22 protein-coding genes are annotated in these 25,047 nt (G+C 71.1%); 19 read left to right on the forward strand and 3 right to left on the reverse strand.

What is annotated here, in order from left to right; genetic code table 11:
- Window positions 1–39 precede the first annotated feature (39 nt).
- The 8 genes from ruvC (at window position 40) to ACZ6MA_RS18920 (ending at window position 9,512) form a co-directional block, all read left to right on the forward strand.
- On the forward strand, window positions 40–603 hold the full coding sequence (gene ruvC / locus ACZ6MA_RS18885) for a crossover junction endodeoxyribonuclease RuvC (protein WP_469434989.1): 564 nt from the start codon (window positions 40–42) through the stop codon (window positions 601–603).
- A complete protein-coding gene (gene ruvA, locus ACZ6MA_RS18890) occupies window positions 600–1,217 on the forward strand; it encodes a Holliday junction branch migration protein RuvA (protein WP_469434991.1) in 618 nt (205 codons plus the stop codon). The genes ruvC and ruvA overlap by 4 nt, the downstream gene beginning before the upstream one ends.
- Window positions 1,218–1,312: 95 nt before the next feature.
- Window positions 1,313–2,404 (forward strand): Holliday junction branch migration DNA helicase RuvB, encoded by a 1,092-nt coding sequence (ruvB, locus tag ACZ6MA_RS18895; protein WP_469434993.1) that lies wholly within the window; start codon window positions 1,313–1,315, stop codon window positions 2,402–2,404.
- 163 nt (window positions 2,405–2,567) lie between these two features.
- The gene (yajC, locus tag ACZ6MA_RS18900; protein WP_469434994.1) at window positions 2,568–3,050 is read left to right on the forward strand and encodes a preprotein translocase subunit YajC; all 483 of its coding nucleotides are present in this window, start codon (window positions 2,568–2,570) and stop codon (window positions 3,048–3,050) included.
- 149 nt (window positions 3,051–3,199) lie between these two features.
- The gene (gene secD, locus ACZ6MA_RS18905) at window positions 3,200–5,002 is read left to right on the forward strand and encodes a protein translocase subunit SecD (RefSeq protein ID WP_469434996.1); all 1,803 of its coding nucleotides are present in this window, start codon (window positions 3,200–3,202) and stop codon (window positions 5,000–5,002) included.
- Window position 5,003: 1 nt separating this feature from the next.
- Window positions 5,004–6,146, forward strand: a complete 1,143-nt coding sequence (gene secF, locus ACZ6MA_RS18910; RefSeq protein ID WP_469434997.1) for a protein translocase subunit SecF — start codon at window positions 5,004–5,006, stop codon at window positions 6,144–6,146.
- Window positions 6,143–6,709, forward strand: coding sequence for an adenine phosphoribosyltransferase (locus tag ACZ6MA_RS18915; protein ID WP_469434999.1), 567 nt, complete (start codon window positions 6,143–6,145; stop codon window positions 6,707–6,709). The genes secF and ACZ6MA_RS18915 overlap by 4 nt, the downstream gene beginning before the upstream one ends.
- Before the next feature lie 205 nt (window positions 6,710–6,914).
- Entirely contained in the window at window positions 6,915–9,512 is a 2,598-nt protein-coding gene (locus ACZ6MA_RS18920) for a RelA/SpoT family protein (RefSeq protein ID WP_469435000.1), read from the forward strand.
- Window positions 9,513–9,622: 110 nt separating this feature from the next.
- Here the strand turns inward: ACZ6MA_RS18920 and ACZ6MA_RS18925 are convergent, their stop codons facing one another.
- Together ACZ6MA_RS18925 and ACZ6MA_RS18930 are read right to left on the reverse strand one after the other, a co-directional pair.
- Window positions 9,623–10,852 (reverse strand): DUF349 domain-containing protein, encoded by a 1,230-nt coding sequence (locus ACZ6MA_RS18925; RefSeq protein ID WP_469435002.1) that lies wholly within the window; start codon window positions 10,850–10,852, stop codon window positions 9,623–9,625.
- A 240-nt stretch (window positions 10,853–11,092) separates the two neighbouring features.
- Window positions 11,093–11,908, reverse strand: a complete 816-nt coding sequence (locus ACZ6MA_RS18930; protein ID WP_469435004.1) for a peptidylprolyl isomerase — start codon at window positions 11,906–11,908, stop codon at window positions 11,093–11,095.
- Between the two features lie 219 nt (window positions 11,909–12,127).
- On the opposite strand from ACZ6MA_RS18930, the gene ACZ6MA_RS18935 reads away from it, so the two are divergent.
- The 4 genes from ACZ6MA_RS18935 (at window position 12,128) to ACZ6MA_RS18950 (ending at window position 16,418) form a co-directional block, all read left to right on the forward strand.
- Window positions 12,128–12,862 carry an MBL fold metallo-hydrolase gene (locus ACZ6MA_RS18935; protein ID WP_469435006.1) on the forward strand — a complete coding sequence of 245 codons (735 nt, stop codon included), beginning with the start codon at window positions 12,128–12,130 and terminating at the stop codon, window positions 12,860–12,862.
- Between the two features lie 10 nt (window positions 12,863–12,872).
- Window positions 12,873–14,135: a histidine--tRNA ligase gene (gene hisS / locus ACZ6MA_RS18940; RefSeq protein ID WP_469435007.1), complete on the forward strand. Its 1,263-nt coding sequence runs from the start codon at window positions 12,873–12,875 to the stop codon at window positions 14,133–14,135.
- A gap of 59 nt (window positions 14,136–14,194) precedes the next feature.
- Window positions 14,195–14,857: a vitamin K epoxide reductase family protein gene (locus tag ACZ6MA_RS18945; RefSeq protein WP_469435009.1), complete on the forward strand. Its 663-nt coding sequence runs from the start codon at window positions 14,195–14,197 to the stop codon at window positions 14,855–14,857.
- Window positions 14,858–15,047: 190 nt separating this feature from the next.
- A complete protein-coding gene (locus ACZ6MA_RS18950) occupies window positions 15,048–16,418 on the forward strand; it encodes a replication-associated recombination protein A (RefSeq protein WP_469435010.1) in 1,371 nt (456 codons plus the stop codon).
- Between the two features lie 46 nt (window positions 16,419–16,464).
- On the opposite strand, the gene ACZ6MA_RS18955 is transcribed toward ACZ6MA_RS18950, so the two are convergent.
- A complete protein-coding gene (locus tag ACZ6MA_RS18955) occupies window positions 16,465–17,184 on the reverse strand; it encodes a DUF2470 domain-containing protein (RefSeq protein WP_469435011.1) in 720 nt (239 codons plus the stop codon).
- A gap of 185 nt (window positions 17,185–17,369) precedes the next feature.
- Here ACZ6MA_RS18955 and rpsD point away from each other — a divergent pair, with 185 nt between their 5' ends.
- From rpsD to ACZ6MA_RS18990, 7 genes are all read left to right on the forward strand, one after another.
- Window positions 17,370–17,984: a 30S ribosomal protein S4 gene (gene rpsD / locus ACZ6MA_RS18960; protein ID WP_469435013.1), complete on the forward strand. Its 615-nt coding sequence runs from the start codon at window positions 17,370–17,372 to the stop codon at window positions 17,982–17,984.
- A gap of 375 nt (window positions 17,985–18,359) precedes the next feature.
- Window positions 18,360–18,800: a DUF948 domain-containing protein gene (locus ACZ6MA_RS18965; protein WP_469435015.1), complete on the forward strand. Its 441-nt coding sequence runs from the start codon at window positions 18,360–18,362 to the stop codon at window positions 18,798–18,800.
- 8 nt (window positions 18,801–18,808) lie between these two features.
- Window positions 18,809–19,135 carry a DUF6167 family protein gene (locus tag ACZ6MA_RS18970; RefSeq protein ID WP_469435017.1) on the forward strand — a complete coding sequence of 109 codons (327 nt, stop codon included), beginning with the start codon at window positions 18,809–18,811 and terminating at the stop codon, window positions 19,133–19,135.
- Window positions 19,135–21,804: an alanine--tRNA ligase gene (gene alaS / locus ACZ6MA_RS18975; RefSeq protein ID WP_469435018.1), complete on the forward strand. Its 2,670-nt coding sequence runs from the start codon at window positions 19,135–19,137 to the stop codon at window positions 21,802–21,804. The genes ACZ6MA_RS18970 and alaS overlap by 1 nt, the downstream gene beginning before the upstream one ends.
- Window positions 21,805–21,806: 2 nt before the next feature.
- Window positions 21,807–22,271 carry a Holliday junction resolvase RuvX gene (gene ruvX / locus ACZ6MA_RS18980; RefSeq protein ID WP_469435019.1) on the forward strand — a complete coding sequence of 155 codons (465 nt, stop codon included), beginning with the start codon at window positions 21,807–21,809 and terminating at the stop codon, window positions 22,269–22,271.
- A 126-nt stretch (window positions 22,272–22,397) separates the two neighbouring features.
- Window positions 22,398–24,140 (forward strand): endolytic transglycosylase MltG, encoded by a 1,743-nt coding sequence (gene mltG, locus ACZ6MA_RS18985; protein ID WP_469435021.1) that lies wholly within the window; start codon window positions 22,398–22,400, stop codon window positions 24,138–24,140.
- Window positions 24,137–24,982, forward strand: coding sequence for a shikimate dehydrogenase (locus ACZ6MA_RS18990; RefSeq protein ID WP_469435022.1), 846 nt, complete (start codon window positions 24,137–24,139; stop codon window positions 24,980–24,982). The genes mltG and ACZ6MA_RS18990 overlap by 4 nt, the downstream gene beginning before the upstream one ends.
- The last annotated feature ends 65 nt before the right edge of the window (window positions 24,983–25,047 follow it).

Raw genomic sequence — 25,047 nt, forward strand, 5'->3', positions numbered from 1 at the left:
GATAGCCTGCACAAACAGGTGACCGAAGGGAGGGGCGCGATGCGGGTGTTGGGTGTGGACCCGGGGCTGACGCGCTGTGGCGTCGGGGTGGTGGACGGCGTCGCCGGCCGGCCGCTGAGCATGGTCGGCGTCGGTGTCGTGCGGACCCCGGCGGACACCGACATCGCCGAGCGGCTCGTCCTCGTCGAGCAGGGCATCGAGCGGTGGCTGGACGAGTTCCGGCCCGAATACGTCGCCGTGGAGCGGGTGTTCAGCCAGCACAACGTCCGCACGGTCATGGGCACCGCCCAGGCCAGCGCCGTGGCCATGCTCTGTGCCGCCCGCCGTGGGCTGCCCGTCGCCCTGCACACCCCCAGTGAGGTCAAGGCGGCCGTCACCGGCTCCGGCCGGGCCGACAAAGCACAGGTCGGCGCCATGGTCACCCGGCTGCTGCGGCTCGACGCACCGCCCAAGCCGGCCGACGCCGCCGACGCCCTGGCCCTGGCCATCTGTCACATCTGGCGGGCCCCGGCCACCAACCGCCTCCAGGAGGCGGTGGCCGCCCACCGCCGCACCACGCGTCTCCAGGACGCCTCCGTACGAGCCCTGAAGGGCAGCGCATGATCGCCTTCGTCTCCGGCCCCGTCGCCGCCCTCGCCCCGGACACCGCCGTCGTCGAGGTCGGCGGCATCGGCATGGCCGTCCAGTGCACCCCGGGCACCCTCGCCACGCTGCGCGTCGGCCAGCACGCCAAGCTCGCCACCACCCTGGTCGTCCGTGAGGAGTCGCTGACCCTCTACGGCTTCGCCGACGACGACGAGCGCCAGGTGTTCGAGCTGCTGCAGACGGCCAGCGGCGTCGGACCGCGCCTCGCCCAGGCCATGCTCGCCGTGCACCGCCCGGACGCCCTGCGGCGCGCCGTCGCCTCCGGTGACGAGAAGGCGCTCACCGCCGTCCCCGGCATCGGCAAGAAGGGCGCCCAGCGCCTGCTGCTCGAACTCAAGGACCGCCTCGGCGACCCCGTCGGCCCCGGCCAGGGCGTCGGCGCGCCCGTCACCTCCGGCTGGCGCGACCAGCTGCACGCCGCCCTGATCGGCCTCGGCTACGCCACCCGAGAGGCGGACGAAGCGGTGACGGCCGTCGCCCCCCAGGCCGAGGCCGTCGCCGCCGAGGGCGGCACCCCGCAGGTGGGTCAGTTGCTGCGGGCGGCGCTGCAGACCCTGAACCGGGCCCGCTGACGGACGGGGCTCACCCCTCGCGGGGTGCGGCCCCCTCCGCAACCGGCGGCCCGACCGTGCCGCCCCGCACCATTACCGACCGTGAGGCATCACCCGTGAACTGGGACGACGAGTCCGCACTCGAGACAGACGGCCCGCACGCCGCGGACGACCGGCTGGTGGCCCCCGCCGCCGCCGACGGTGAGGAAACCGCCGTCGAGGCCGCCCTGCGTCCCAAGGACCTGGGCGAGTTCGTCGGCCAGGAGCGGGTCCGGGAGCAGCTCGACCTCGTCCTGCGCGCCGCGCGAGCCCGCGGGGCCACCGCCGACCACGTGCTGCTCTCCGGCGCGCCCGGCCTCGGCAAGACCACCCTCTCGATGATCATCGCGGCCGAGATGGGCGCCCCCATCCGCATCACCTCAGGCCCCGCCATCCAGCACGCCGGCGACCTGGCCGCGATCCTGTCCTCCCTCACCGAGGGCGAGGTCCTCTTCCTCGACGAGATCCACCGCATGTCCCGGCCCGCCGAGGAGATGCTGTACATGGCGATGGAGGACTTCCGCGTCGACGTCATCGTCGGCAAGGGCCCCGGCGCCACCGCCATCCCGCTGGAGCTGCCGCCCTTCACCCTCGTCGGCGCCACCACCCGGGCCGGACTGCTGCCGCCCCCGCTGCGGGACCGTTTCGGCTTCACCGGGCACATGGAGTTCTACGCCCCGGCCGAGCTCCAGCGCGTCATCCACCGCTCGGCCCGGCTGCTCGACGTGGACATAGACGGCGAAGGGGCCGCCGAGATCGCCGGCCGCTCGCGCGGCACCCCCCGCATCGCCAACCGGCTGCTGCGCCGGGTGCGCGACTACGCCCAGGTCAAGGCCGACGGCGTCGTCACACGGGAGATCGCCGCCCAGGCGCTGAACGTCTACGAGGTCGACGGCCGAGGGCTGGACCGGCTGGACCGGGCCGTGCTGACCGCTCTTCTCAAGCTCTTCGGCGGCGGTCCCGTCGGCCTGTCCACCCTGGCCGTCGCCGTCGGCGAGGAGCGCGAGACGGTCGAGGAGGTCGCCGAGCCCTTCCTCGTCCGGGAGGGCCTGCTGGCCCGCACCCCGAGGGGCCGGGTCGCGACCCCCGCGGCCTGGACACACCTCGGTCTGACGCCGCCCCAGCAGGGTGCGGGCGGCCCCGGCCAGCAGGGACTCTTCGGCGGGTGACGGCGCGGGGGCTTCTCGCCCCAGGAACCCCGGTGCCATGCTGAGCGTTGTTCCTTAGGCGCGGACTCGCTTAGACTCCGCCGATGCCGTCCGTATCGGTACGGCATACCACCCCCGAAGACCAGGCCGCCCCCCCGCGGTCGTGTGAAGGAAACCCCGCCCCGTGAATATCGTGACTCTCCTGCCGTTCATCGTGCTCATCGGGGCCATGTTCCTGATGACGCGATCGGCCAAGAACAAGCAGCGCCAGGCCGCGCAGATGCGCGACCAGATGCAGCCGGGCACCGGTGTGCGGACGATCGGCGGCATGTACGCGACCGTCAAGGAGATCAGCGAGGACTCGGTGCTCCTCGAGGTCGCCCCGGGCGTCCACGCGATCTACGCGAAGAACTCGATCGGCGCCGTCCTGGAGGACGCGGAGTACAACCGCATCGTCCACGGCATCGAGCCCGACGAGACCGAGGTCCCCGACGACGCCTCCTCGCTGACCGAGGGCGACGCCCCGGCCGACGAGAAGAAGATCGACCTCGGCAAGGAGGCCCCCGAGGCCCCGGCCGTGGCCGACAAGGCCGACGAACCGGGCGAGGCCCCGGCGAAGGACGCCAAGCAGGACATCAAGCGGGACGGCGACGCCGACGCCAAGTAACCCCTTCAAAGAACCGCGGAACACCCACCGAGCGGTGTGCCGCGGTTCTCTTACGGTCTAGGCTCCGGCGGGGGGCAAGTCCCCACAACACATCGTGGCCGTCCGGCGAACACCCGACGCCCGGCGGTTGGACAGGGAGAAACGACAAGGTGGCAGCACCGAAGAAGGGCCGTAGGTCCCCGGGCGGCCAGGGCAGGCCGGGCCGCGTCCTGGCCCTGATCCTGATCGCCATGGTGGCGCTCATCGGGGGCATGTTCGCCTCCGGCGACACCACGCCACGGTTGGGCATCGACCTCGCGGGCGGCACCAGCTTCACGCTGGAGGCCAAGAACGAGCCCGGCAAGCCCAACGCGATCAACAAGACCAACATGGACACCGCGGTCGGCATCATGGACCGGCGTGTCAACGGTCTGGGCGTCTCGGAATCCGAGGTGCAGACGCAGGGCGAGAAGCACATCATCGTGAACATCCCCAAGGGGACGAACGCGAAGCAGGCCCGTCAGCAGGTCGGTACCACCGCCAAGCTGGGCTTCCGCCCGGTGCTGACCTCGGCGCCCGGGGTCAAGTCCCCCGAGCCCAAGCCGAGCGCCTCGGTCGGCGACAAGGGCAAGGACAAGGCCAAGGACGACAAGAGCGAGGACGGCAAGACCAAGCCGTCCGCCGCGCCCTCCGCGTCCGCCAGCCCCCAGGGCCGCGCCGTCACCGACGCCCTCAAGGCCAACCCCGCGGTGGACCCGAGCGCGTCCGCCTCGGCCAAGGACGACAAGGCCAAGGAAGACAAGGCGGGGTCCGGCAAGAAGAAGGACCCGAAGGCACCCACGCCCACGCCGGTCCCGGGTGACGTCGCCGCGCTGCAGAAGCGGCTCGCGGCGCTCGACTGCTCCACCCCGGCGGCCCGCGCCGAGGCGAGCAAGGCGGCGTCCGCGGCCAAGGCCAGCGACCCCATCGTGGCCTGCAAGACCGACGGCTCCGCCAAGGAGATCCTCGGCCCGGTGGCCGTCGAGGGCACCGGCGTCGACAAGGCGTCCGCCGTCATCGACACCCAGCAGGGCAAGGGCTGGATCGTCCAGCTCAAGTTCACCAAGGACGGCTCGAAGAAGTTCGCCGACGTCACGGGCAAGCTGGCGACCCAGCAGCCCCCGCAGAACCAGTTCGCGATCGTCCTGGACGGCGAGGTCGTCTCCGACCCGTCGGTGACCAGCTCGATCGCCGGCGGCCAGGCGGAGATCTCCGGCGGATTCACCCAGGCCAGCTCCCGGGACCTCGCCAACGTGCTGTCCTACGGCGCCCTGCCGCTGTCGTTCGACGTCGTCAACGAGACCACGGTCACCGCCGCGCTCGGCGGTGAGCAGCTGCGCGCCGGTCTGATCGCCGGTGCCATCGGCCTCATCCTCGTGATCATCTACCTGGTGGCGTACTACCGCGGACTGGCGCTCGTCGCCCTGGCCAGCCTCCTGGTCTCCGCGATCCTCACCTACACGATCATGGTGTTGCTCGGCGTCGCCCTCGGCTTCGCGCTGAACCTGCCGGCCGTCTGTGGTGCCATCGTGGCGATCGGCATCACCGCCGACTCCTTCATCGTCTATTTCGAGCGGATCCGGGACGAGATCCGGGAGGGCCGGTCCCTGCGCCCGGCCGTCGAGCGTGGCTGGCCGCGTGCCCGTCGCACCATCCTGGTCTCCGACTTCGTCTCCTTCCTCGCCGCCGCGGTGCTCTTCATCGTCACCGTCGGCAAGGTGCAGGGCTTCGCGTTCACGCTCGGTCTGACCACGCTGCTCGACGTCGTCGTGGTCTTCTTCTTCACCAAGCCGCTCATGACGCTGCTCGCGCGCCGCAAGTTCTTCGCCAGCGGCCACCCGTGGTCCGGTCTGGACCCCAAGCGGCTCGGCGTCAAGCCGCCGCTGCGGGCCTCCCGCCGTCCCGCCGCCCCCGTCGACCCCAAGGAGGCGTGAGATGTCGAAACTCGGAAACCTCGGCGCCCGGCTCTACCGCGGCGAGGTCGGCTACGACTTCGTCGGCAAGCGGATGATCTGGTACGGCATCTCGATCCTCATCACCATCACGGCCATCGTCGGCCTGTCGGTGCGCGGCCTGAACATGGGCATCGAGTTCTCCGGCGGCGCGGTCTTCAACACCCCGAAGACCTCCGTCTCGGCCACCCAGGCCCAGCACGTCGTGGAGGAGACCTCCGGTCACACCGCGATCGTGCAGAAGCTCGGTGACAGCACGCTGCGCATCCAGGTCAGCGAGCTGACCCCCGAGCAGTCGCGGACGGCCCAGGACGCGCTGGCCAAGAAGCTCGACGTCCCGCTGGACAAGATCAACACCGATATCGTCGGCCCCAGCTGGGGCGACCAGATCGCCGACAAGGCCTGGACCGGCCTGGCGATCTTCATGATCCTGGTGGTGATCTACCTCGCGATCGCCTTCGAGTGGCGCATGGCGCTCGCCGCCCTGGTCGCGCTGATCCACGACCTCACCATCACCGTCGGTGTGTACGCACTGGTCGGTTTCGAGGTCACCCCGGGCACCGTGATCGGTCTGCTGACCATCCTCGGTTACTCCCTCTACGACACCGTCGTCGTCTTCGACGGTCTCAAGGAGGGCGCGAAGGACATCACCAAGCAGACCCGCTGGACGTACAGCGAGATCGCCAACCGCAGCCTCAACTCGACCCTGGTGCGTTCCATCAACACCACCGTCGTGGCGCTGCTGCCGGTCGCCGGTCTGCTCTTCATCGGCGGCGGTTTCCTCGGCGCCGGCATGCTCAACGACATCTCGCTCGCCCTGTTCGTCGGCCTCGCGGCCGGCGCGTACTCCTCGATCTTCATCGCCACCCCGCTGGTCGCCGACCTCAAGGAGCGCGACCCGCAGATGAAGGCCCTGGCCAAGCGGGTGCGCGCGAAGCGCGCCGCCGCGGCCGCCAAGGGCGAGTCGGGCGCGGAGCAGCCGCAGGACGCGCTGGACGGGCACCCGGCCGAGGCCGACGACGAGGACGACGCGGCCGCGGCCGGGGTCGTCGGACCGCGCCGTCAGTCCGCGGGCCGGGGCGGCCGCGGTGGCCGCGGCGGCCGTCCGTCGGGCAAGCGCCGATGAGCGCGGTGACCACCGGCGGAGCCGGCCCCGAGCTGCGCGAGCTGCTCCTGGACCGGATCCACGACGTGCCGGACTACCCGAAGCCGGGCGTGATGTTCAAGGACATCACCCCGCTGCTCGCCGACGCCAAGGCGTTCGGCGCGCTGACCGACGCCCTCGTCGAGGTGTGCCGGCGGTACGACGCGGACAAGGTCGTGGGCCTGGAGGCACGCGGCTTCATCCTCGCGGCACCGGTCGCCGTCCGTGCCGGACTCGGCTTCGTGCCCGTCCGCAAGGCGGGCAAGCTGCCCGGCTCGACGCTGGCCCAGGCCTACGACCTGGAGTACGGCACCGCCGAGATCGAGATCCACGCCGACGCGCTCAGCAGCGGCGACCGGGTCCTGGTCATCGACGACGTGCTGGCCACCGGCGGTACGGCCGAGGCGTCGCTGCGGCTCATCCGCCGTGCCGGCGCGGAGGTGGCCGGCGTGGCCGTCCTGATGGAGCTCGGTTTCCTCCCGGGCCGCCGACGCCTGGAGGCCGCCCTCGAGGGCGCCCCGCTGGAGGCGCTGATCACGGTCTGACCGTGGTGTGCGCTGTGTGCCTCGAACGCCGGGCGGGCTGGGAAACCAGCCCGCCCGGCGTTCGGCGTTCGGTGTCCCGGGAAGCCCTGCCCGGAGCGTGGCGTTGTCCCTGTTGGCGCCCCGTGCACAGCGGTCCGGTGGCCGGGATCGATACCATGGCAGTCCGGACCTGATCGGGGGGCCGGACCCCGCATGAGGAGTGCTCTTGCCAGACAAGGCCCAGCCGCTCACCGCCGCACAGTCGGACCAGTCGTCGCCCGAGGCCGCGGCGGCCAAGGGCACGCCCGAGGGCCGCCCCCAGAGCGGCGCGCCCGGGCCCGGCACCAAGGCCGCGGGACAGAGCGCCGCGCAGTCCGACACCCCGGCGGCCGAACCGAGCCACGAAGCCGCCTCCCGCCCCGAGGCCCCCGCCCCGGCCGCGCGGCCGCGCGCCACCGGCGACAAGCCCGCCACCGTGGCCGGAGCCGGCCCGGTCCGGCCCGCGCCCCCGCAGAGCCCCACGCCCCGCCCCGGCTCCTCCAGCCGCGTCCGGGCCCGCCTCGCCCGCCTCGGCGTCCAGCGCTCCAGCCCGTACAACCCCGTCCTCGAACCGCTGCTGCGCATCGTCCGGGGCAACGACCCCAAGGCCGACGTCACCACCCTGCGCCAGATCGAGCGTGCCTACCAGGTCGCCGAGCGCTGGCACCGCGGCCAGAAGCGCAAGAGCGGCGACCCGTACATCACCCACCCCCTCGCCGTCACCACGATCCTCGCCGAGCTGGGCATGGACCCGGCCACTTTGATGGCGGGGCTGCTGCACGACACGGTGGAGGACACCGAATACGGCCTGGACGACCTGCGCCGCGACTTCGGCGACCAGGTGGCCCTGCTCGTCGACGGCGTCACCAAGCTCGACCGGGTGCAGTTCGGCGAGGCCGCACAGGCCGAGACCGTCCGCAAGATGGTCGTCGCCATGGCCAAGGACCCGCGCGTCCTGGTCATCAAGCTCGCCGACCGCCTGCACAACATGCGCACCATGCGCTACCTCAAGCGGGAGAAGCAGGAGAAGAAGGCCCGCGAGACCCTGGAGATCTACGCCCCGCTGGCGCACCGGCTGGGCATGAACACCATCAAGTGGGAGCTGGAGGACCTCGCCTTCGCGATCCTCTACCCCAAGATGTACGACGAGATCGTCCGCCTCGTCGCCGAGCGGGCCCCCAAGCGCGACGAATACCTCGCCATCGTCACCGACGAGGTCCAGGCCGATCTGCGCGCCGCCCGCATCAAGGCCACCGTCACCGGCCGCCCGAAGCACTACTACAGCGTCTACCAGAAGATGATCGTGCGAGGCCGTGACTTCGCCGAGATCTACGACCTGGTGGGCATCCGCGTCCTCGTCGACACCGTCCGCGACTGCTACGCGGCGCTCGGCACCGTCCACGCCCGGTGGAACCCGGTCCCGGGGCGGTTCAAGGACTACATCGCGATGCCCAAGTTCAACATGTACCAGTCGCTGCACACCACGGTCATAGGACCCAGCGGCAAGCCCGTCGAGCTGCAGATCCGCACCTTCGACATGCACCGCCGCGCCGAATACGGCATCGCCGCGCACTGGAAGTACAAGCAGGAAGCCGTCGCCGGCGCCTCCAAGGTCCGCACCGACGTGCCCAAGAACGCCGGCAAGAACCAGGACACCGTCAACGACATGGCCTGGCTGCGGCAGTTGCTCGACTGGCAGAAGGAGACGGAGGACCCGGGCGAGTTCCTCGAGTCCCTGCGCTTCGACCTCTCGCGCAACGAGGTCTTCGTCTTCACACCCAAGGGTGATGTCATAGCGCTCCCGGCCGGTGCCACACCGGTCGACTTCGCCTACGCCGTGCACACCGAGGTCGGCCACCGCACGATAGGTGCCCGGGTCAACGGGCGCCTGGTCCCGCTCGAATCGACGCTGGACAACGGCGACCTGGTGGAGGTCTTCACCTCCAAGGCGCCGGGCGCCGCGCCCTCGCGCGACTGGCTCGGCTTCGTCAAGTCCCCCCGTGCCCGCAACAAGATCCGCGGCTGGTTCTCCAAGGAGCGCCGCGACGAGGCCATCGAGCAGGGCAAGGACGCCATCGCGCGGGCCATGCGCAAGCAGAACCTGCCGATCCAGCGGATCCTGACCGGCGACTCGCTCGTCACGCTCGCGCACGAGATGCGCTACCCCGACATCTCCTCGCTCTACGCCGCCATCGGCGAGGGGCACGTCGCGGCCCAGGGCGTCGTGCAGAAGCTCGTCCAGGCCCTCGGCGGCGAGGACGCGGCCACCGAGGACATCGAGGAGTCCGCACCGATCCGCGGCCGCTCCAAGCGCCGTTCCAGCACCGACCCCGGCGTGGTGGTCAAGGGCGTCGACGACGTGTGGGTCAAGCTCGCCCGCTGCTGCACCCCGGTACCGGGCGACCCGATCATCGGCTTCGTCACCCGGGGCAACGGCATCTCGGTCCACCGCGCCGACTGCGTCAACGTCGACTCGCTCTCGCAGCAGCCCGAGCGGATCCTCGAGGTCGAGTGGGCGCCCACCCAGTCCTCGGTCTTCCTGGTCGCCATCCAGGTGGAGGCGCTGGACCGGTCCCGGCTGCTGTCGGACGTCACCCGGGTGCTGTCCGACCAGCACGTCAACATCCTGTCCGCCGCCGTGCAGACCTCCCGCGACCGGGTCGCCACCTCGCGCTTCACCTTCGAGATGGGTGACCCCAAGCACCTGGGCCACGTCCTGAAGGCGGTGCGCGGCGTCGAGGGCGTCTACGACGTCTACCGCGTCACGTCGGCCCGCAGGCCGTAACACCGACACCGCGGGCCGTAACACCGCGGGCCGTAACACCGCGGGCCGTTTCACCACATGGGTAAGGGGCTCCGGCAATAGCCGGAGCCCCTTACCCATGTCTGAGGAGATCAGCCGCCGAACTCCTCCAGGCCCTTCAGGGCCTGGTCCAGCAGCGCCTTGCGGCCCTGGAGTTCCTTGGTGAGCTTGTCCGCCTTGGCGTCATTGCCCGCGGCACGCGCCTTGTCGGCCTGCTCCTGCAGCTTGTCGACCGCGGCCTGCAACTGCCCCGTCAGACCGGCCGCACGGGCCCGCGCCTCCGGGTTGGTCCGCCGCCACTCGGCCTCCTCGGCCTCCTGGATGGCGCGCTCGACCGTGTGCATCCGGCCCTCGATCTTCGGCCGGGCGTCCCGCGGTACGTGACCGATGGCCTCCCAGCGCTCGTTGATCGAGCGGAAAGCGGCCCGCGCCGCCTTCAGGTCCGTGACCGGCAGCAGCTTCTCGGCCTCCGCGGCCAGCTCCTCCTTGCGCGTGAGGTTGCCCGCCTGCTCGGCGTCGCGCTCGGCGAACACCCCGCTGCGCGCCTGGAAGAAGACGTCCTGCGCACCACGGAAACGGGCCCACAGGTCGTCCTCGGACTCGCGCTGCGCGCGGCCCGCGGCCTTCCACTCCGTCATCAGCTCGCGGTAGCGCGCCGCCGTCGGGCCCCAGTCCGTGGACTTCGAGAGCGCCTCGGCCTCGGCGACCAGCTTCTCCTTGGCCTTACGGGCCTCCTCGCGCTGCGCGTCCAGCGAGGCGAAGTGCGCCTTGCGCCGCTTGGAGAACGCCGAGCGGGCGTGCGAGAAGCGGTGCCACAGCTCGTCGTCCGCCTTGCGGTCCAGCCGCGGCAGGCCCTTCCAGATGTCGACCAGGGCGCGCAGCCGCTCGCCCGCCGACCGCCACTGCTCGCTCGCCGCCAGCTCCTCGGCCTCGGCGACCAGCTTCTCCTTGGCCGTACGGGCCTCGTCGGACTGCTTCGCCTTCGCCGCCTTGCGCTCCTCGCGGCGGGACTCCACGGCGGCGACGAGCTTGTCCAGCCGCTCCCGCAGCGCCTGCAGATCGCCGACCGCGTGGTGCTCGTCGACCTGCGTGCGCAGATGGTCGATCGCGGTCATCGCGTCCTTGGCGGACAGGTCGGTGGTCCTGACCCGGCGCTCGAGGAGGCCGATCTCGACGACCAGGCCCTCGTACTTGCGCTCGAAGTAAGCGAGGGCCTCCTCGGGAGACCCCGCCTGCCACGAGCCGACGACCTGCTCGCCGTCGGCGGTACGCACGTACACAGTCCCCGTCTCATCGACGCGGCCCCATGGGTCGCTGCTCACAGCGCCTCCTCCACATGATGCCGGGGCCGGCGTGCGACCCGCGGGCATCGTCCACAGTTTGTTCCGGCAGGGCCGCGCCCTGGCCGGTCCGACGGCTTGTCATTGCTTGTCATCGGGGGGTGCGGGTCGCCGTCGGATCGGGCACCCTACACAACGCAAACATAGGCGACCGGTGGCCTGGCTGTCCGTATCCCGCGCGACCGAAATTTCACCGCGCGGGCCTCGCCGGCCGCCCGGTGGTCAGGATTTCCTGACGACCGCCTTGTTGATCACCACGGTCGCGTTCGGGGCACCGTCGCCGGCCCCCGACTGCTCGCCCGCGGCGGCGATCTTCTTGAGGACCTTCATCCCGTCGGCGCCGATCGTGCCGAACGGCGTGTACGTCGGCGGCAGCTGGCTGTCCTGGTAGACCAGGAAGAACTGGCTGCCCCCGGTGCCGGGCTGACCGGTGTTGGCCATGGCGACCGTGCCCGCGGGATAGACGTTCCCCTTGAGCCGCGAGTCCTTGAGGTTCTCGTCCGGGATGTTGTAGCCCGGGTTGCCCTGGCCGGTGCCCTTCGGGTCGCCGCACTGCAGCACGTAGATCCCGCCGGTGGTGAGCCGGTGGCACTTGGTGTGGTCGAAGTAGCCCTTGCCGGCCAGGAAATCGAAGGAGTTGACCGTGTGCGGGGCGTTCGCGGCATCCAGCTTGACGTCGATCGTGCCGCAGGTCGTCTTCAGATCCATCGCGTACGAGGCCGACTTGTCGACGGTCAGCTCCGGCTCCTTCTTCCACGTCGCCGTGGCCGGGACGCCCGGCTCGGCCTTCGCGCAGGGGTCCGGCTTCTTCGCCGGCGGGGAGTCCGGCGCCGCGGCGTCGGTCTTGTCCTTCTTGTCGTCGCCGGACAGCGCGCCCGTGGCGAACGCGGTGACCCCGGCGGCCATCACCACCGCGAGACCGGCGGCGATCACCGCGTTGCGGCGGACCACCTTGCGCCGGGCCGCCTCGCGGCGCTCCTGCTGCCGTTCGAACTTTTCCCGGGCGAGCTGCCGCCGCCGCTGCTCGTTCGTGACCACCGGGCGTCTCCTCGTGTGCTGACTGTGTGCCGACTGGTGTCGTCTGTGTGTGCCGTCTTGTTCGTGCCTGAGCCGCGTGTAGCGAGCGTGCCCGTACCGTATACGGGTTCGCCGCGGCGGGAGTGCCGCCGGTAGGCTCTTCACCAGCCGGGAACCCCCGCCCGGGGGCTCCCGCGGACGCCACCGCCGGCTACCGCCGGTCGATCTTTAAGGACGAATGTGCTCATTGCCGGGTTCCCCGCCGGGGCCTGGGGGACCAATTGCTACCTGGTCGCCCCCGCCGCGGGCGAGGAGTGCGTGATCATCGACCCGGGCCACCAGGCGGCCCAGGGCGTCGAGGAGGCACTCGCGAAGCATCGGCTCAAGCCCGTCGCCGTCGTCCTCACCCACGGCCACATCGACCACGTCGCCTCGGTCGTCCCGGTGTGCGGCGCGCACGACGTCCCGGCCTGGATCCACCCCGCCGACCGCTACATGATGAGCGACCCGGAGAAGGCCCTGGGCCGCGCCTTCGGGCAGCAGCTCATGGGCGAGCTGACCGTGGGCGAGCCGGACGACGTCAAGGAGCTGACCGACGGCGCACGGCTGGACCTCGCGGGGATGGAGTTCACCGTCGCGCACGCGCCCGGCCATACCAAGGGGTCGGTGACCTTCAGGATGCCCGAGACCGCCGAGATCCCCTCGGTGTTCTTCTCGGGCGACCTGCTCTTCGCCGGCTCCATCGGACGCACCGACCTGCCCGGTGGCGACCACACCGAGATGCTCCAGTCGCTGGCCCGTGTGTGCCTGCCCCTGGACGACTCGACCGTGGTGCTCTCCGGGCACGGCCCCCAGACCAGCATCGGCCGCGAGCGCGCCACCAACCCGTACCTGCGGGACCTGGAAGCCGCGGCCGACGACGCGCGACGCGGCTTCGGAGGCGGCGCTACCGCCCCTCCGCGACGAGGAATGTGACGATTTTTCCGTGAGTACCTTCAAGGCCCCCAAGGGCACCTACGATCTGACCCCGCCGGACTCCGCGATCTACCTCGCCGTGCGCGAGGCCATCGCCGCGCCGCTCAAGCGCTCGGGGTACGGCTACATCGAGACCCCCGGCTTCGAGCAGGTCGAACTGTTCTCCCGCGGCGTCGGCGAGTCCACCGACATCGTGACCAAGGAGATGTACACCCTCACCACGCGCGGCGGCGACGAACTCGCGCTGCGTCCCGAGGGCACCGCCTCCGTGCTGCGCGCGGCGCTGGAGGCCAATCTGCACAAGGCCGGCAACCTGCCGGTCAAGCTCTGGTACTCCGGCTCGTACTACCGCTACGAGCGCCCGCAGGCCGGCCGCTACCGCCACTTCTCGCAGGTCGGCGCCGAGGCCATCGGCGCGGAGGACCCGGCGCTGGACGCCGAGCTGATCATCCTGGCCGTCGACGCCTACAGGTCGCTCGGCCTGAAGAACTTCCGCCTCCTGCTGAACTCGCTCGGCGACAAGGAGTGCCGCCCCGCCTACCGTGAGGCCCTCCAGGGGTTCCTGCGCGGCCTCGACCTCGACGAGGACACCCGCCGCCGCATCGAGATCAACCCGCTGCGCGTCCTCGACGACAAGCGCGAGGCCGTCCAGAAGCAGCTGGTCGGCGCCCCCATGCTGCGCGACCACCTGTGCGAGGCCTGCAAGGCCTACCACGAGGAGGTGCGCACGCTGCTGACCGCCGCCGGCGTCGCCTTCGTGGACGACGAGAAGCTCGTGCGCGGCCTGGATTACTACACCCGCACCACCTTCGAGTTCGTCCACGGCGGGCTCGGCTCGCAGTCCGCGGTCGGCGGCGGCGGCCGTTACGACGGCCTGTCCGAGATGATCGGCGGCCCCGCGCTGCCGTCCGTCGGCTGGGCACTGGGCGTGGACCGCACGGTGCTCGCACTGGCGGCCGAGGGCATCGAGCTCGAACTGCCCGCCGCGACCGAGGTCTTCGCCGTGCCGCTCGGCGAGGAGGCCCGGCGGGTGCTGTTCGGCCTCGTGACCGAGCTGCGCCGGGCGGGTGTTGCCACCGACTTCGCCTTCGGTGGCAAGGGCCTGAAGAACGCGATGAAGTCGGCCAACCGCTCCGGTGCCCGCTACGCGCTCGTCGCGGGCGAGCGGGACCTCGCCGAGGGCGTGGTCCAGCTCAAGGACCTGCGAAGCGGTGAGCAGAAGGCCGTGGCGCTCGACGCGGTCGTGAGCGAACTCCAGGCCGCGCAGGGCTGATTACGAGGGCGTTGGTGCAGAATGGGCGGCAACGACCGACTGATGGGATCAACGGCGCTATGACCACTTCGGCTCTTGACCGCTCCGACCTCGACGGCGACGAGCGGGACGGTCCCGCCACGGGCCCGGTGGGCGGCGGCCGCGGCTTCGCCCTGCTGCTGGTGATCACCGGTGCGCTGGGGCTGCTCGCGGCCTGGATCATCACGCTCGACAAGAACAAGATCCTTGAGGCCAAGGTCGAGGGGAAGACCTTCACCCCCGGGTGCAGTCTCAATCCCATCGTCTCCTGCGGCAACATCATGGAGAGCGACCAGGCCGAGGCCTTCGGGTTCCCGAACCCGCTGCTGGGCCTGGTCGCCTACGGCATGATCATCGCGATCGGGCTGGCCCTGCTCGCCGGCGCCCGGTACCGCCGCTGGTACTGGCTGGGCATGCAGGCCGGCACGCTCTTCGGCGTCGCCTTCTGCACCTGGCTGCAGTACCAGTCGCTGTACGTGATCGGCTCGCTGTGCCTGTGGTGCTGCCTGGCGTGGGTCGCGACCATCGTCATGTTCTGGTACGTGACCGTGCAGAACCTCCGGCACGGCTTCATCCCCGCCCCGGAGGGGCTCAAGCGAGGACTGCTGGAGTTCCACTGGGTGGTGCCCGTCCTGTGGGTCGGGATCATCGGGATGCTGATCCTCACCAAGTGGTGGTGGTTCTGGACCGGCGGCACGGCTTAGCCGGCGGCTGGCTGCTGCGGCGAGAGCGCCCTGCGGGCGCGTCCTCAAACGCCGGACGGGCTGGTGGTGGCTGAGCTCAGCCACCACCAGCCCGTCCGGCGTTTGAGGACACAGCACAGCAGCCCGTCCGGCGTTTGAGGACACCGCCGCGCAGCGGTGGTTGTCAGTGGCGTGCCATAGGGTTTCGAGCGTGGAACCCGATTTGTTCACCGCAGCCGCAGAGGACCGCCAGGAGAAAGACCCGGCGAGCAGTCCGCTGGCCGTCCGTATGCGCCCCCGCACGCTCGACGAGGTCGTCGGCCAGGGTCATCTCCTCAAGCAGGGCTCCCCGCTGCGCCGGCTGGTGGGGGAGGGCAGCGGAGGCCCCGCCGGCCCGTCCTCGGTGATCCTCTGGGGCCCGCCCGGCATCGGCAAGACGACGCTGGCCTATGTCGTCAGCCAGGCGACGAACAAGCGCTTCGTCGAGCTGTCGGCGATCACCGCCGGGGTGAAGGAGGTACGGGCCGTCATCGACGGCGCCCGTCGTGCCTCCGGCGGCTACGGCAAGGACACCGTCCTCTTCCTCGACGAGATCCACCGGTTCAGCAAGGCGCAGCAGGACTCCCTGCTGCCCGCCGTCGAGAACCGCTGGGTCACCCTCATCGCGGCCACCACGGAGAACCCCTACTTCTCGATCATCTCCCCGCTGCTCTCGCGCTCCCTGCTGCTGACGCTCCAGGCGCTCACCGACGAAGACCTGCGCGGCCTGCTGCGCCGCGCGCTCACCGACGAGCGCGGGCTCGGCGGTGCGGTGACGCTGTCCGAGGACGCCGAGGGGCATTTGCTGCGGATCGCCGGGGGCGACGCCCGGCGTGCCCTGACGGCCCTGGAGGCGGGCGCCGGGTCGGCCATCGCCAAGGGCGAGAGCGAGATCACCCTCCGGACGCTGGAGGAGGCCGTCGACCGGGCGGCGGTGACGTACGACCGCGCCGGCGACCAGCACTACGACGTGGCCAGCGCGCTCATCAAGTCCATCCGCGGCTCGGACGTGGACGCCACGCTGCACTACCTCGCCCGCATGATCGAAGCCGGGGAGGACCCGAGGTTCATCGCCCGGCGGCTGATGATCTCGGCGAGCGAGGACATCGGCCTGGCCGACCCCACGGCCCTGCAGACGGCGGTCGCGGGTGCCCAGGCCGTAGCGCTGATCGGCTTCCCCGAGGCGCGGATCGTGCTGGGGCAGGTGGCCGTGGCGCTGGCCCTGGCCCCCAAGTCCAACGCGGCGTACCTCGCGATAGACGCGGCCATCGAGGACGTCCGGGCGGGGCTCGCCGGGCCCGTGCCCCCGCATCTGCGGGACGGGCACTACAAGGGCGCCGAGAAGCTCGGCCACGGCAAGGGCTATCTCTACCCCCACGACCAGCCCGGCGGTATCGCCGCCCAGCAGTACGCACCGGACGCGATCCACGGCAAGCGGTACTACGAACCCACGCGCTACGGTGCCGAGGCGCGCTACGCGGACGTGGTGGAGCGGGTACGGTCCCGGTTGCGCGGCGAGCAGCCGCCGGCCGCGGAGCAGTAGCCGGGCGGCCGGGGCGGCGTTCCCCCGTTCGGGTGACTCCCGGCGTTCACCCCGCCGCGGCCTCGAAGAGGGTGTGCATCGCCCGGCGCAGGTCCGTGATGTCGCGGACCGGTTCGGGAAATTCGAAGCGGGCGTCGAAGGACCGGTCCGCGGGGCTGCCGCCGCCCCGGGCCCGGGTGAAGCGCACGCGCAGGCCGAAGCGGTCGAGGGCCACCGGCACGGCCGCGGCGCCCGGCTCGCGCGCGGCGGACCCGTCGCGCTCGCCGAGCAGCGACCACAGGCCCCGCACCTGCTCGCCGTGGGCGGAGTGCAGGTGCTGCAGGAGTTCCGCCTCGTGCTCGACGAGCGGATCGGCGCAGGAGCGGGCGAAGTCCTCCGGATCGACGCCGGAGGCGCCCCACAGGTCGTCGACGCTCACCTCGCCGACCTCCAGCCGCAGCAGCATCCGGCCGGGCTCGGTCACCCCGGGGCAGGAGGTGAGCCAGCCGGAGATCCACGCGCGGCCCCGGATGCGGTTGGGCACGGAGACGGGCGCGACGTCGGTGAGCTCCAGCACGGCGGCCAGCTCGTCGTCCTGCGCGTGGGTGGCGGCGCGTACGGCCGGCGCGTCGGCGGGGAAGAGGAGGAAAAGCTCCCCGTCCGGGCCCACGCTGCGGGCCTCGGGCATCAGCTGGTCCGGGCGGGCTCCGTCCAGGCCGGGGATCAGCAGTACCGCGGAGCATGTACTCTGTACGAGAGTTCGTGTGCGCTCGGCTGCTGACGGCATCCGTGCGATTTCAAGCCCGCTGGGACGCGGCTGACCATGATCTGATCGGACCTCCGTCGTTTCGATGCCCTGCGCGGCGTCGACGCTGTCTGTGCTGTCCGTGTGCGTGGTTTTCCCCGGGCGAGACATGCGATCTCCTTAAGTAAGGTGAGCCTAACCTAACCTACAACGGAGGTCTGGAGAACGTGCCTAACCAGTCGCGTCCCAAGGTCAAGAAGTCTCGTGCGCTCGGCATCGCGCTGACGCCGAAGGCCGTCAAGTACTTCGAGGCCCGCCCCTACCCGCCGGGCGAGCACGGCCGTGGCCGCAAGCAGAACTCGGACTACAAGGTCCGACTGCTCGAGAAGCAGCGTCTGCGCGCCCAGTACGACATCAGCGAGCGCCAGATGGCCCGCGCCTACGACCGCGCCAAGAAGGCCGAAGGCAAGACGGGCGAGGCCCTGGTCATCGAGCTCGAGCGCCGTCTCGACGCGCTGGTCCTGCGTTCGGGCATCGCCCGCACCATCTACCAGGCCCGCCAGATGGTCGTCCACGGCCACATCGAGGTCAACGGTGGCAAGGTCGACAAGCCGTCCTTCCGCGTCCGTCCCGACGACGTCGTGATGGTCCGCGAGCGCAGCCGCTCCAAGCACCCCTTCCAGGTCGCGATGGCCGGTGGCTACGACACCGACGGCGAGACCCCGCGCTACCTGCAGGTCAACCTGCCGGCGCTGGCGTTCCGCCTGGACCGTGACCCGAACCGCAAGGAGATCCCCGTGATCTGCGACGAGCAGCTCGTCGTCGAGTACTACGCCCGCTGATCCGGACGTCGCACTCTCCTTTCGCCCAGCCCGTTTCTTCCCCGGCCCCCGCGGCCGGGGAGGAAACGGGCTGACGCGTTTTGGGGACCGGACGCCGCCACGGGCCCCGGAGCGCCCCAAGTGTGCGGCCGGGGCTCCGAGTTCACGGGTGCGGCGCCGCCGTCGGGCGGCCGGCCGGGAACGGTGAGCCGGGAGCAGTGCCGTGGCACACGGAGCGTCCTGGCGGGTGCACGGACCGTAAACTCCGCCTGGTGAACCGCCCGGCCGCGGCCGTAATGCGGTGCGGGCCCCGACGCCCGGCGCGATAAGGTCGGTACCCGACGTTTTACGATCGGCGGCGAGCAGCTCGACGACCAGCTTAAGGAGCGGTGCAACGTGTCCGGTGGAGAGGTGGCCGGGATCCTCGTGGCCGTCTTCTGGGCGATCCTCGTGTCCTTCATCGCCCTGGTGCTGGTCCGGCTCGCGCAGACGCTGAAGGCGACCACGAAGCTGGTGGCCGAGGTCAGCGAGCAGGCCGTGCCCCTCCTGGCCGACGCCTCCGCGACCGTGCGCTCCGCGAACACCCAGCTCGCCCGCGTCGACTCGATCGCCGCGGACGTCCAGGAGGTCACGGCGAACGCCTCGGCGCTGTCCTCGACCGTCTCCTCCGCCTTCGGCGGCCCGCTGGTCAAGGTCGCCGCGTTCGGCTACGGCGTGCGCCGCGCGATCGGCCGCAAGGCGGAGCCCGCGCCGAAGGCCACCGTTTTCGTCGGCAGGACCGCATCGGATCTGCCGTCCGCAAGGCGCGGCAGCCGCCGTACCCGTCGGAAGGGTTGACCCCGGAAATGTTTCGCCGCACGTTCTGGTTCACCACTGGTGTAGCAGCCGGTGTCTGGGCCACCACCAAGGTCAACCGCAAGCTGAGCAAGCTCACCCCGGAGAGCCTGGCCCTGCAGGCCGCGGACCGCGCGGTTCTCGCCGGCCGCCGCGTCAAGCTCTTCGCGCTGGACGTCCGCGACGGCATGGCCGATCGCGAGGCGGCGCTCAAGGACGCGCTGGGCCTCGGCCCGGCGGCGGAGCCCGAGTGCCGGGAGCTGCCCGAGCAGCGCCGGCTGGTCGCCCTGGACCAGCACCACCCCTACAACTCGATCACCCGGAAAGAGGACCACTGATGGAGTCGGCTGAAATCCGCCGCCGCTGGCTGCGCTTCTTCGAGGAGCGCGGGCACACCGTCGTGCCGTCGGCGTCGCTCATCGCGGACGACCCGACCCTGCTGCTGGTCCCCGCGGGCATGGTGCCCTTCAAGCCGTACTTCCTCGGCGAGGTCAAGCCGCCCTTCCCGCGCGCCACCAGCGTCCAGAAGTGCGTCCGCACGCCGGATATCGAAGAGGTCGGCAAGACCACCCGCCACGGCACGTTCTTCCAGATGTGCGGCAACTTCTCCTTCGGCGACTACTTCAAGGAAGGCGCCATCAAGTACGCCTGGGAGCTGCTCACCAGCTCCGTGGCGGACGGTGGCTACGGCCTGGAGCCGGAGAAGCTCTGGATCACGGTCTACGAGCAGGACGATGAGGCCGAGCGCATCTGGCGCGATGTCATCGGCGTGCCCGCCGAGCGCATCCAGCGCCTGGGCATGGGCCCGAACTACTGGTCCATGGGCGTCCCCGGCCCGTGCGGTCCCTGCTCCGAGATCAACTACGACCGCGGCCCCGAGTTCGGCGTCGAGGGCGGCCCGGCCGTCAACGACGAGCGGTACGTGGAGATCTGGAACCTGGTCTTCATGCAGTACGAGCGCGGCGCCGGCGAGGGCAAGGAGAGCTTCCCGATCCTCGGCGAGCTGCCCAGCAAGAACATCGACACCGGCCTCGGCCTCGAACGTCTCGCGATGATCCTGCAGGGCGTGCGGAACATGTACGAGACCGACACCCTGCGCGTCGTCATGGACAAGGCCACCGAGCTGACCGGCGTGCGCTACGGCGCCGCCCACGGCACCGACGTGTCGCTGCGCGTGGTCGCCGACCACATGCGCACCTCCGTCATGCTCATCGGTGACGGCGTCACCCCCGGCAACGAGGGCCGGGGCTACGTCCTGCGCCGCATCATGCGCCGCGCCGTCCGCAACATGCGTCTGCTCGGCGCCACCGGCCCGGTCGTCGCCGAGCTGGTCGACGTCGTGCTCAAGACGATGGGCGAGCAGTACCCGGAGCTGCTCACCGACCGCAAGCGCATCGAGACCGTCGCCCTCGCCGAGGAGGCCGCGTTCCTCAAGGCCCTCAAGGGCGGCACCAACATCCTCGACACCGCCGTCACCGACACCAAGGCCGCCGGCGGCACGGTCCTCTCGGGCGACAAGGCGTTCCTGCTGCACGACACGTGGGGCTTCCCGATCGACCTCACCCTGGAGATGGCCGCCGAGCAGGGGCTGTCCGTGGACGAGGACGGCTTCCGCCGTCTGATGAAGGAGCAGCGGGAGCGGGCCAAGGCCGACGCCAAGGCCAAGAAGACCGGCCACGCCGACGTCTCCGCCTACCGCGCGGTCGCCGACACCGCCGGCTCCACCGTCTTCACCGGTTACACCGACACCGAGGGCGAGTCCACCGTCGTCGGTCTGCTGGTCGACGGCGTGCCGTCGCCCGCCGCCCAGGAGGGCGACGAGGTCGAGGTCGTCCTCGACCGCACCCCCTTCTACGCCGAGGGCGGCGGCCAGCTCGCCGACCAGGGCCGGATCCGGCTCGACAGCGGTGCCGTCGTGGAGATCCGCGACGTCCAGCAGCCGGTTCCCGGGGTCAGCGTCCACAAGGGCGTCGTCCAGGTGGGCGAGATCACGGTCGGCGCGGGCGTGTACGCCCAGATCGATGTGAAGCGCCGCCGGGCCATCGCCCGTGCCCACAGCGCCACCCACCTCACCCACCAGGCGCTGCGCGACGCCCTCGGCCCGACGGCCGCCCAGGCCGGTTCGGAGAACTCGCCCGGCCGCTTCCGCTTCGACTTCGGCTCCCCGGCCGCGGTTCCGGGCACCGTCCTCACGGACGTGGAGCAGCGGATCAACGAGGTCCTCTCCCGTGAACTCGACGTGCGCGCCGAGGTCATGAGCATGGAGGACGCCAAGAAGCAGGGCGCCATCGCCGAGTTCGGCGAGAAGTACGGCGACCGGGTGCGCGTGGTCACCATCGGTGACTTCTCCAAGGAGCTGTGCGGTGGCACGCATGTGCACAACACCGCCCAGCTGGGCCTGGTGAAGCTGCTCGGCGAGTCCTCCATCGGCTCCGGTGTGCGCCGTGTCGAGGCCCTCGTCGGCGTGGACGCCTACAACTTCCTCGCCCGTGAGCACACGGTCGTCTCCCAGCTGACGGACCTGGTCAAGGGCCGTCCGGAGGAGCTGCCGGAGAAGATCTCCGGGATGCTCGCCAAGCTGAAGGACGCCGAGAAGGAGATCGAGCGCTTCCGCGCCGAGAAGGTGCTCCAGGCCGCCGCCGGTCTCGCCGAGGGCGCCAAGGACGTCCGGGGCGTGGCGCTGGCCCTCGGCCGGGTGCCGGACGGCACGGGCGCCGACGACCTGCGCAAGCTCGTCCTCGACGTCCGGGGCCGGATCCAGGGCGGCCGGGCCGCCGTGGTCGCGCTGTTCACCGTGGTGAACGGTCGCCCGCTGACCGTGATCGCCACCAACGAGGCCGCGCGCGAGCGTGGGCTCAAGGCCGGTGACCTGGTGCGCACGGCCGCCAAGACGCTCGGTGGCGGTGGCGGCGGCAAGCCGGACGTCGCCCAGGGCGGCGGCCAGAACGCCGACGCTCTCGACGAGGCCATGGCCGCCGTCGAGCGCCTCGTCGCCGAGGCGGCCTGATCGTGCGACGCGGCAGGCGGATCGCCGTCGATGTCGGGGACGCCCGGATCGGGGTCGCCTCGTGCGACCCCGACGGGGTCCTCGCCACCCCGGTCGAGACCGTCCCCGGACGTGACATCCCGTCAGCGCACAAGCGGCTGGCGGCGATCGTCGAGGAGTACGAACCCGTCGAGGTCGTCGTCGGCCTGCCCCGCTCGCTGAGCGGGCGGGAGGGCCCGGCGGCGGCCAAGGTGCGGACCTTCGCCAGGGAGATGGCCCGGCGCGTCGCTCCGGTGCCGGTCAGACTGGTCGACGAGCGGATGACGACGATCACGGCCACGCAGGGCCTGCGGGCCTCCGGGGTCAGCTCCAAGAAGGGCCGATCCGTCGTCGACCAGGCGGCGGCCGTGATCATTCTGCAGAATGCGCTGGAGATCGAGAAGATCTCCGGCCGCCCTCCTGGCGAATCAGTAGAAGTGGTCATCTGATCGCGATACGGTAACGTTCCGCGCGACATGGCAGCCGTTCGAACGTCTTCCGTACAGGACCGGACGCATCGAACGTGCACTCCACGGAGCGCTCACCGGCTGCCGCTGTGCGGCTCTAGGGGATCGATGACTGAGTATGGCCGGGGCTCCGGCTCCCAACCGTGGCATCCCGAGGACCCTCTGTACGGGGACCAGGGATACAACGGGCAGCAGTACCCGCAGCAGCAACAGCCGCAGCAGCAGTCGCAGCCTCCGTACGGTCAGCAGTACCCCGAGCAGCAGTACCCGGAACAGCAGTACGGCTGGGACCCCTCGCAGACCGCGGGGGGCCAGTACGGCGCGAACCCGGGGGAGCACCCGGGGGGACAGCAGTACGGCGGCGGCCAGGACTACTACGGCGCGCCCGGCGGCTACCCGCAGCAGCAGGAGCAGCACACCGGCCAGCACCAGCAGCCGCACCACACCGGGCAGCACCAGCAGCCCTACGACACCGGGCAGCATCAGCAGCCGCATGACACCGGCCAGCATCAGCAGCCCTACGACACAGGGCAGCACGAGCAGCCGCACGACACCGGCCGGCACCAGCAGGCGCACCCCGGTGTGCCGCGGCAGGCGCACGACACCGGGCAGCACGAGGAATGGCGCCCGGAACCCGAGCCGGAGCCGGAGCCCGAGCCGGAAGAGGAGAAGCACCCCTTCTTCACCGGCGCCGACGATCCCGACGACCCCGACGGCACGGACGACCCCCGCGAGGAGAGCCGTCGCGACCGCCGTGGCAAGGGCACAGGCAAGGGCAAGAGCAAGCGCCGCAACGGCACCGCCTGCCTGATCGTCGCCGTCGTGCTCGTCGGTGTCGTGGGCGGAGGCGGCTACCTCGCCTACGACTACTGGCAGACGCACTTCGCCGCCGCGCCCGACTACTCGGGCGAGGGCAGCGGCGAGGTCCAGGTCGAGATCCCCAAGGGGTCCACCCTGACCGGGATGGGCCAGGTCCTGGAGAAGGCGGGCGTGGTCAAGAGCGTCGGCGCCTTCACCGCGGCCGCCGGCAAGGGCGTGGCCATCCAGCCGGGCACCTACACCCTCCGCAAGGAGATGTCGGGTTCGGCGGCCGTCGCGATGATGACCCACACCGGGAACTTCCTCACCATCGGCGAGGGGCGCCGGGCCGTCCAGATCTACGCCGCGATCGACCAGAAGCTCGGTCTGAAGCAGGGGACGACCAAGGACGTCGCCGCCAGCCAGGCGAAGAACCTCGGGCTGCCCGAGTGGGCCAACAGCGACCCCAAGATCAAGGATCCGCTCGAGGGTTTCCTCTTCCCGTCGCAGTACAACGCGGCCAAGGGCACCAAGCCGGAGGCCATCCTCAAGCAGATGGTCGCGCGGGCCAAGGAGAACTACGCCAAGGAAGACCTGGAGGGCAAGGCCAAGGAACTCGGCCTGAAGTCCCCGCTCCAGCTCATCACCGTGGCGAGCATGGTCAACGCGGAAGGCATGACGCACGACGACTTCCGCAAGATGGCGCGCGTCATATACAACCGCCTCAAGCCGACCAACATCGAGACGAACGGCAAGCTGGAGTTCGACTCGACGTACAACTACCTGAAGAACCAGAGCAAGCTGGACCTCAGTCCCAAGCAGCTCCGGACCTTCGACGACCCGTACAACACGTACTTCTACCGGGGCCTGACCCCCGGCCCCATCGGCAACCCCGGGACCGAGGCGCTCAAGGCCGCGATGGACCCCGAGCCGGGTGACTGGTACTACTTCGTCTCCATCGACGGCAAGACGCGGTTCACCAAGAACCTGAAGGAGCACCAGAAGCTCGTGGACGAGTTCAACGAGAGCCAGAAGGCAAAGAAGCAGGGATGAGTGACCCGAGGGAGCACCGCCGCCGGGCGGCGGTGCTCGGTTCGCCGATCGCCCACTCGCTCTCCCCGGTACTGCACCGGGCCGCGTACGCGGAACTGGGCCTGGGGGAGTGGACCTACGACCGCTTCGAGGTCGGCGAGGCCGCGCTGCCCGGCTTCCTGACGGGGCTCGACGGCAGCTGGGCGGGGCTCTCCCTGACCATGCCGCTCAAGCGGGCGGTCATCCCGCTGCTGGACCGGATCAGTGCCACGGCCGAGTCCGTCGGGGCCGTCAACACTGTCATCCTCACCGACGACGGCCGTCGTCTCGGCGACAACACCGACATCCCCGGCATCGCGGCCGCGCTGCGCGAGCGCGGCGTCGAGAAGGTCGGCTCCGCCACCGTGCTCGGCGCCGGGGCCACGGCCTCCTCCGCACTGGCCGCCCTCGCCCGGATCTGCTCCGGCGAGGTCACCGTCTACGTCCGCAGCGCCGAGCGGGCCGCCGAGATGCGGCACTGGGGCGAGCGGCTCGGCGTCGCCGTCCGCACCGCCGACTGGAGCCGCGCCGCCGAAGGCCTCGACGCACCGCTGGTCGTCGCGACCACCCCCGCCGGGGCCACGGACGCTTTCGCGGCCGACGTCCCGGAGCGCGCCGGCACACTCTTCGACGTGCTCTACGAGCCGTGGCCGACCCCGCTGGCAGCCGCCTGGGCGGCCCGCGGCGGGGCGATCCTCGGCGGCCTCGACCTGCTGGTGCACCAGGCGGTGCTGCAGGTCGAGCAGATGACCGGGTGCGCCGAGGCTCCGCTGGCCGCGATGCGCGCGGCGGGCGAGGCGGCGCTGGCGGCCCGTACCGCCTGACCCGCGACCGGCGCCCGGCCGGTGCCCGGCGGCCCCGCACCCGGCCGCCGCCCGGGCGCGCGGGG

It is taken from the genome of Streptomyces sp. NPDC042259, from assembly GCF_055582085.1.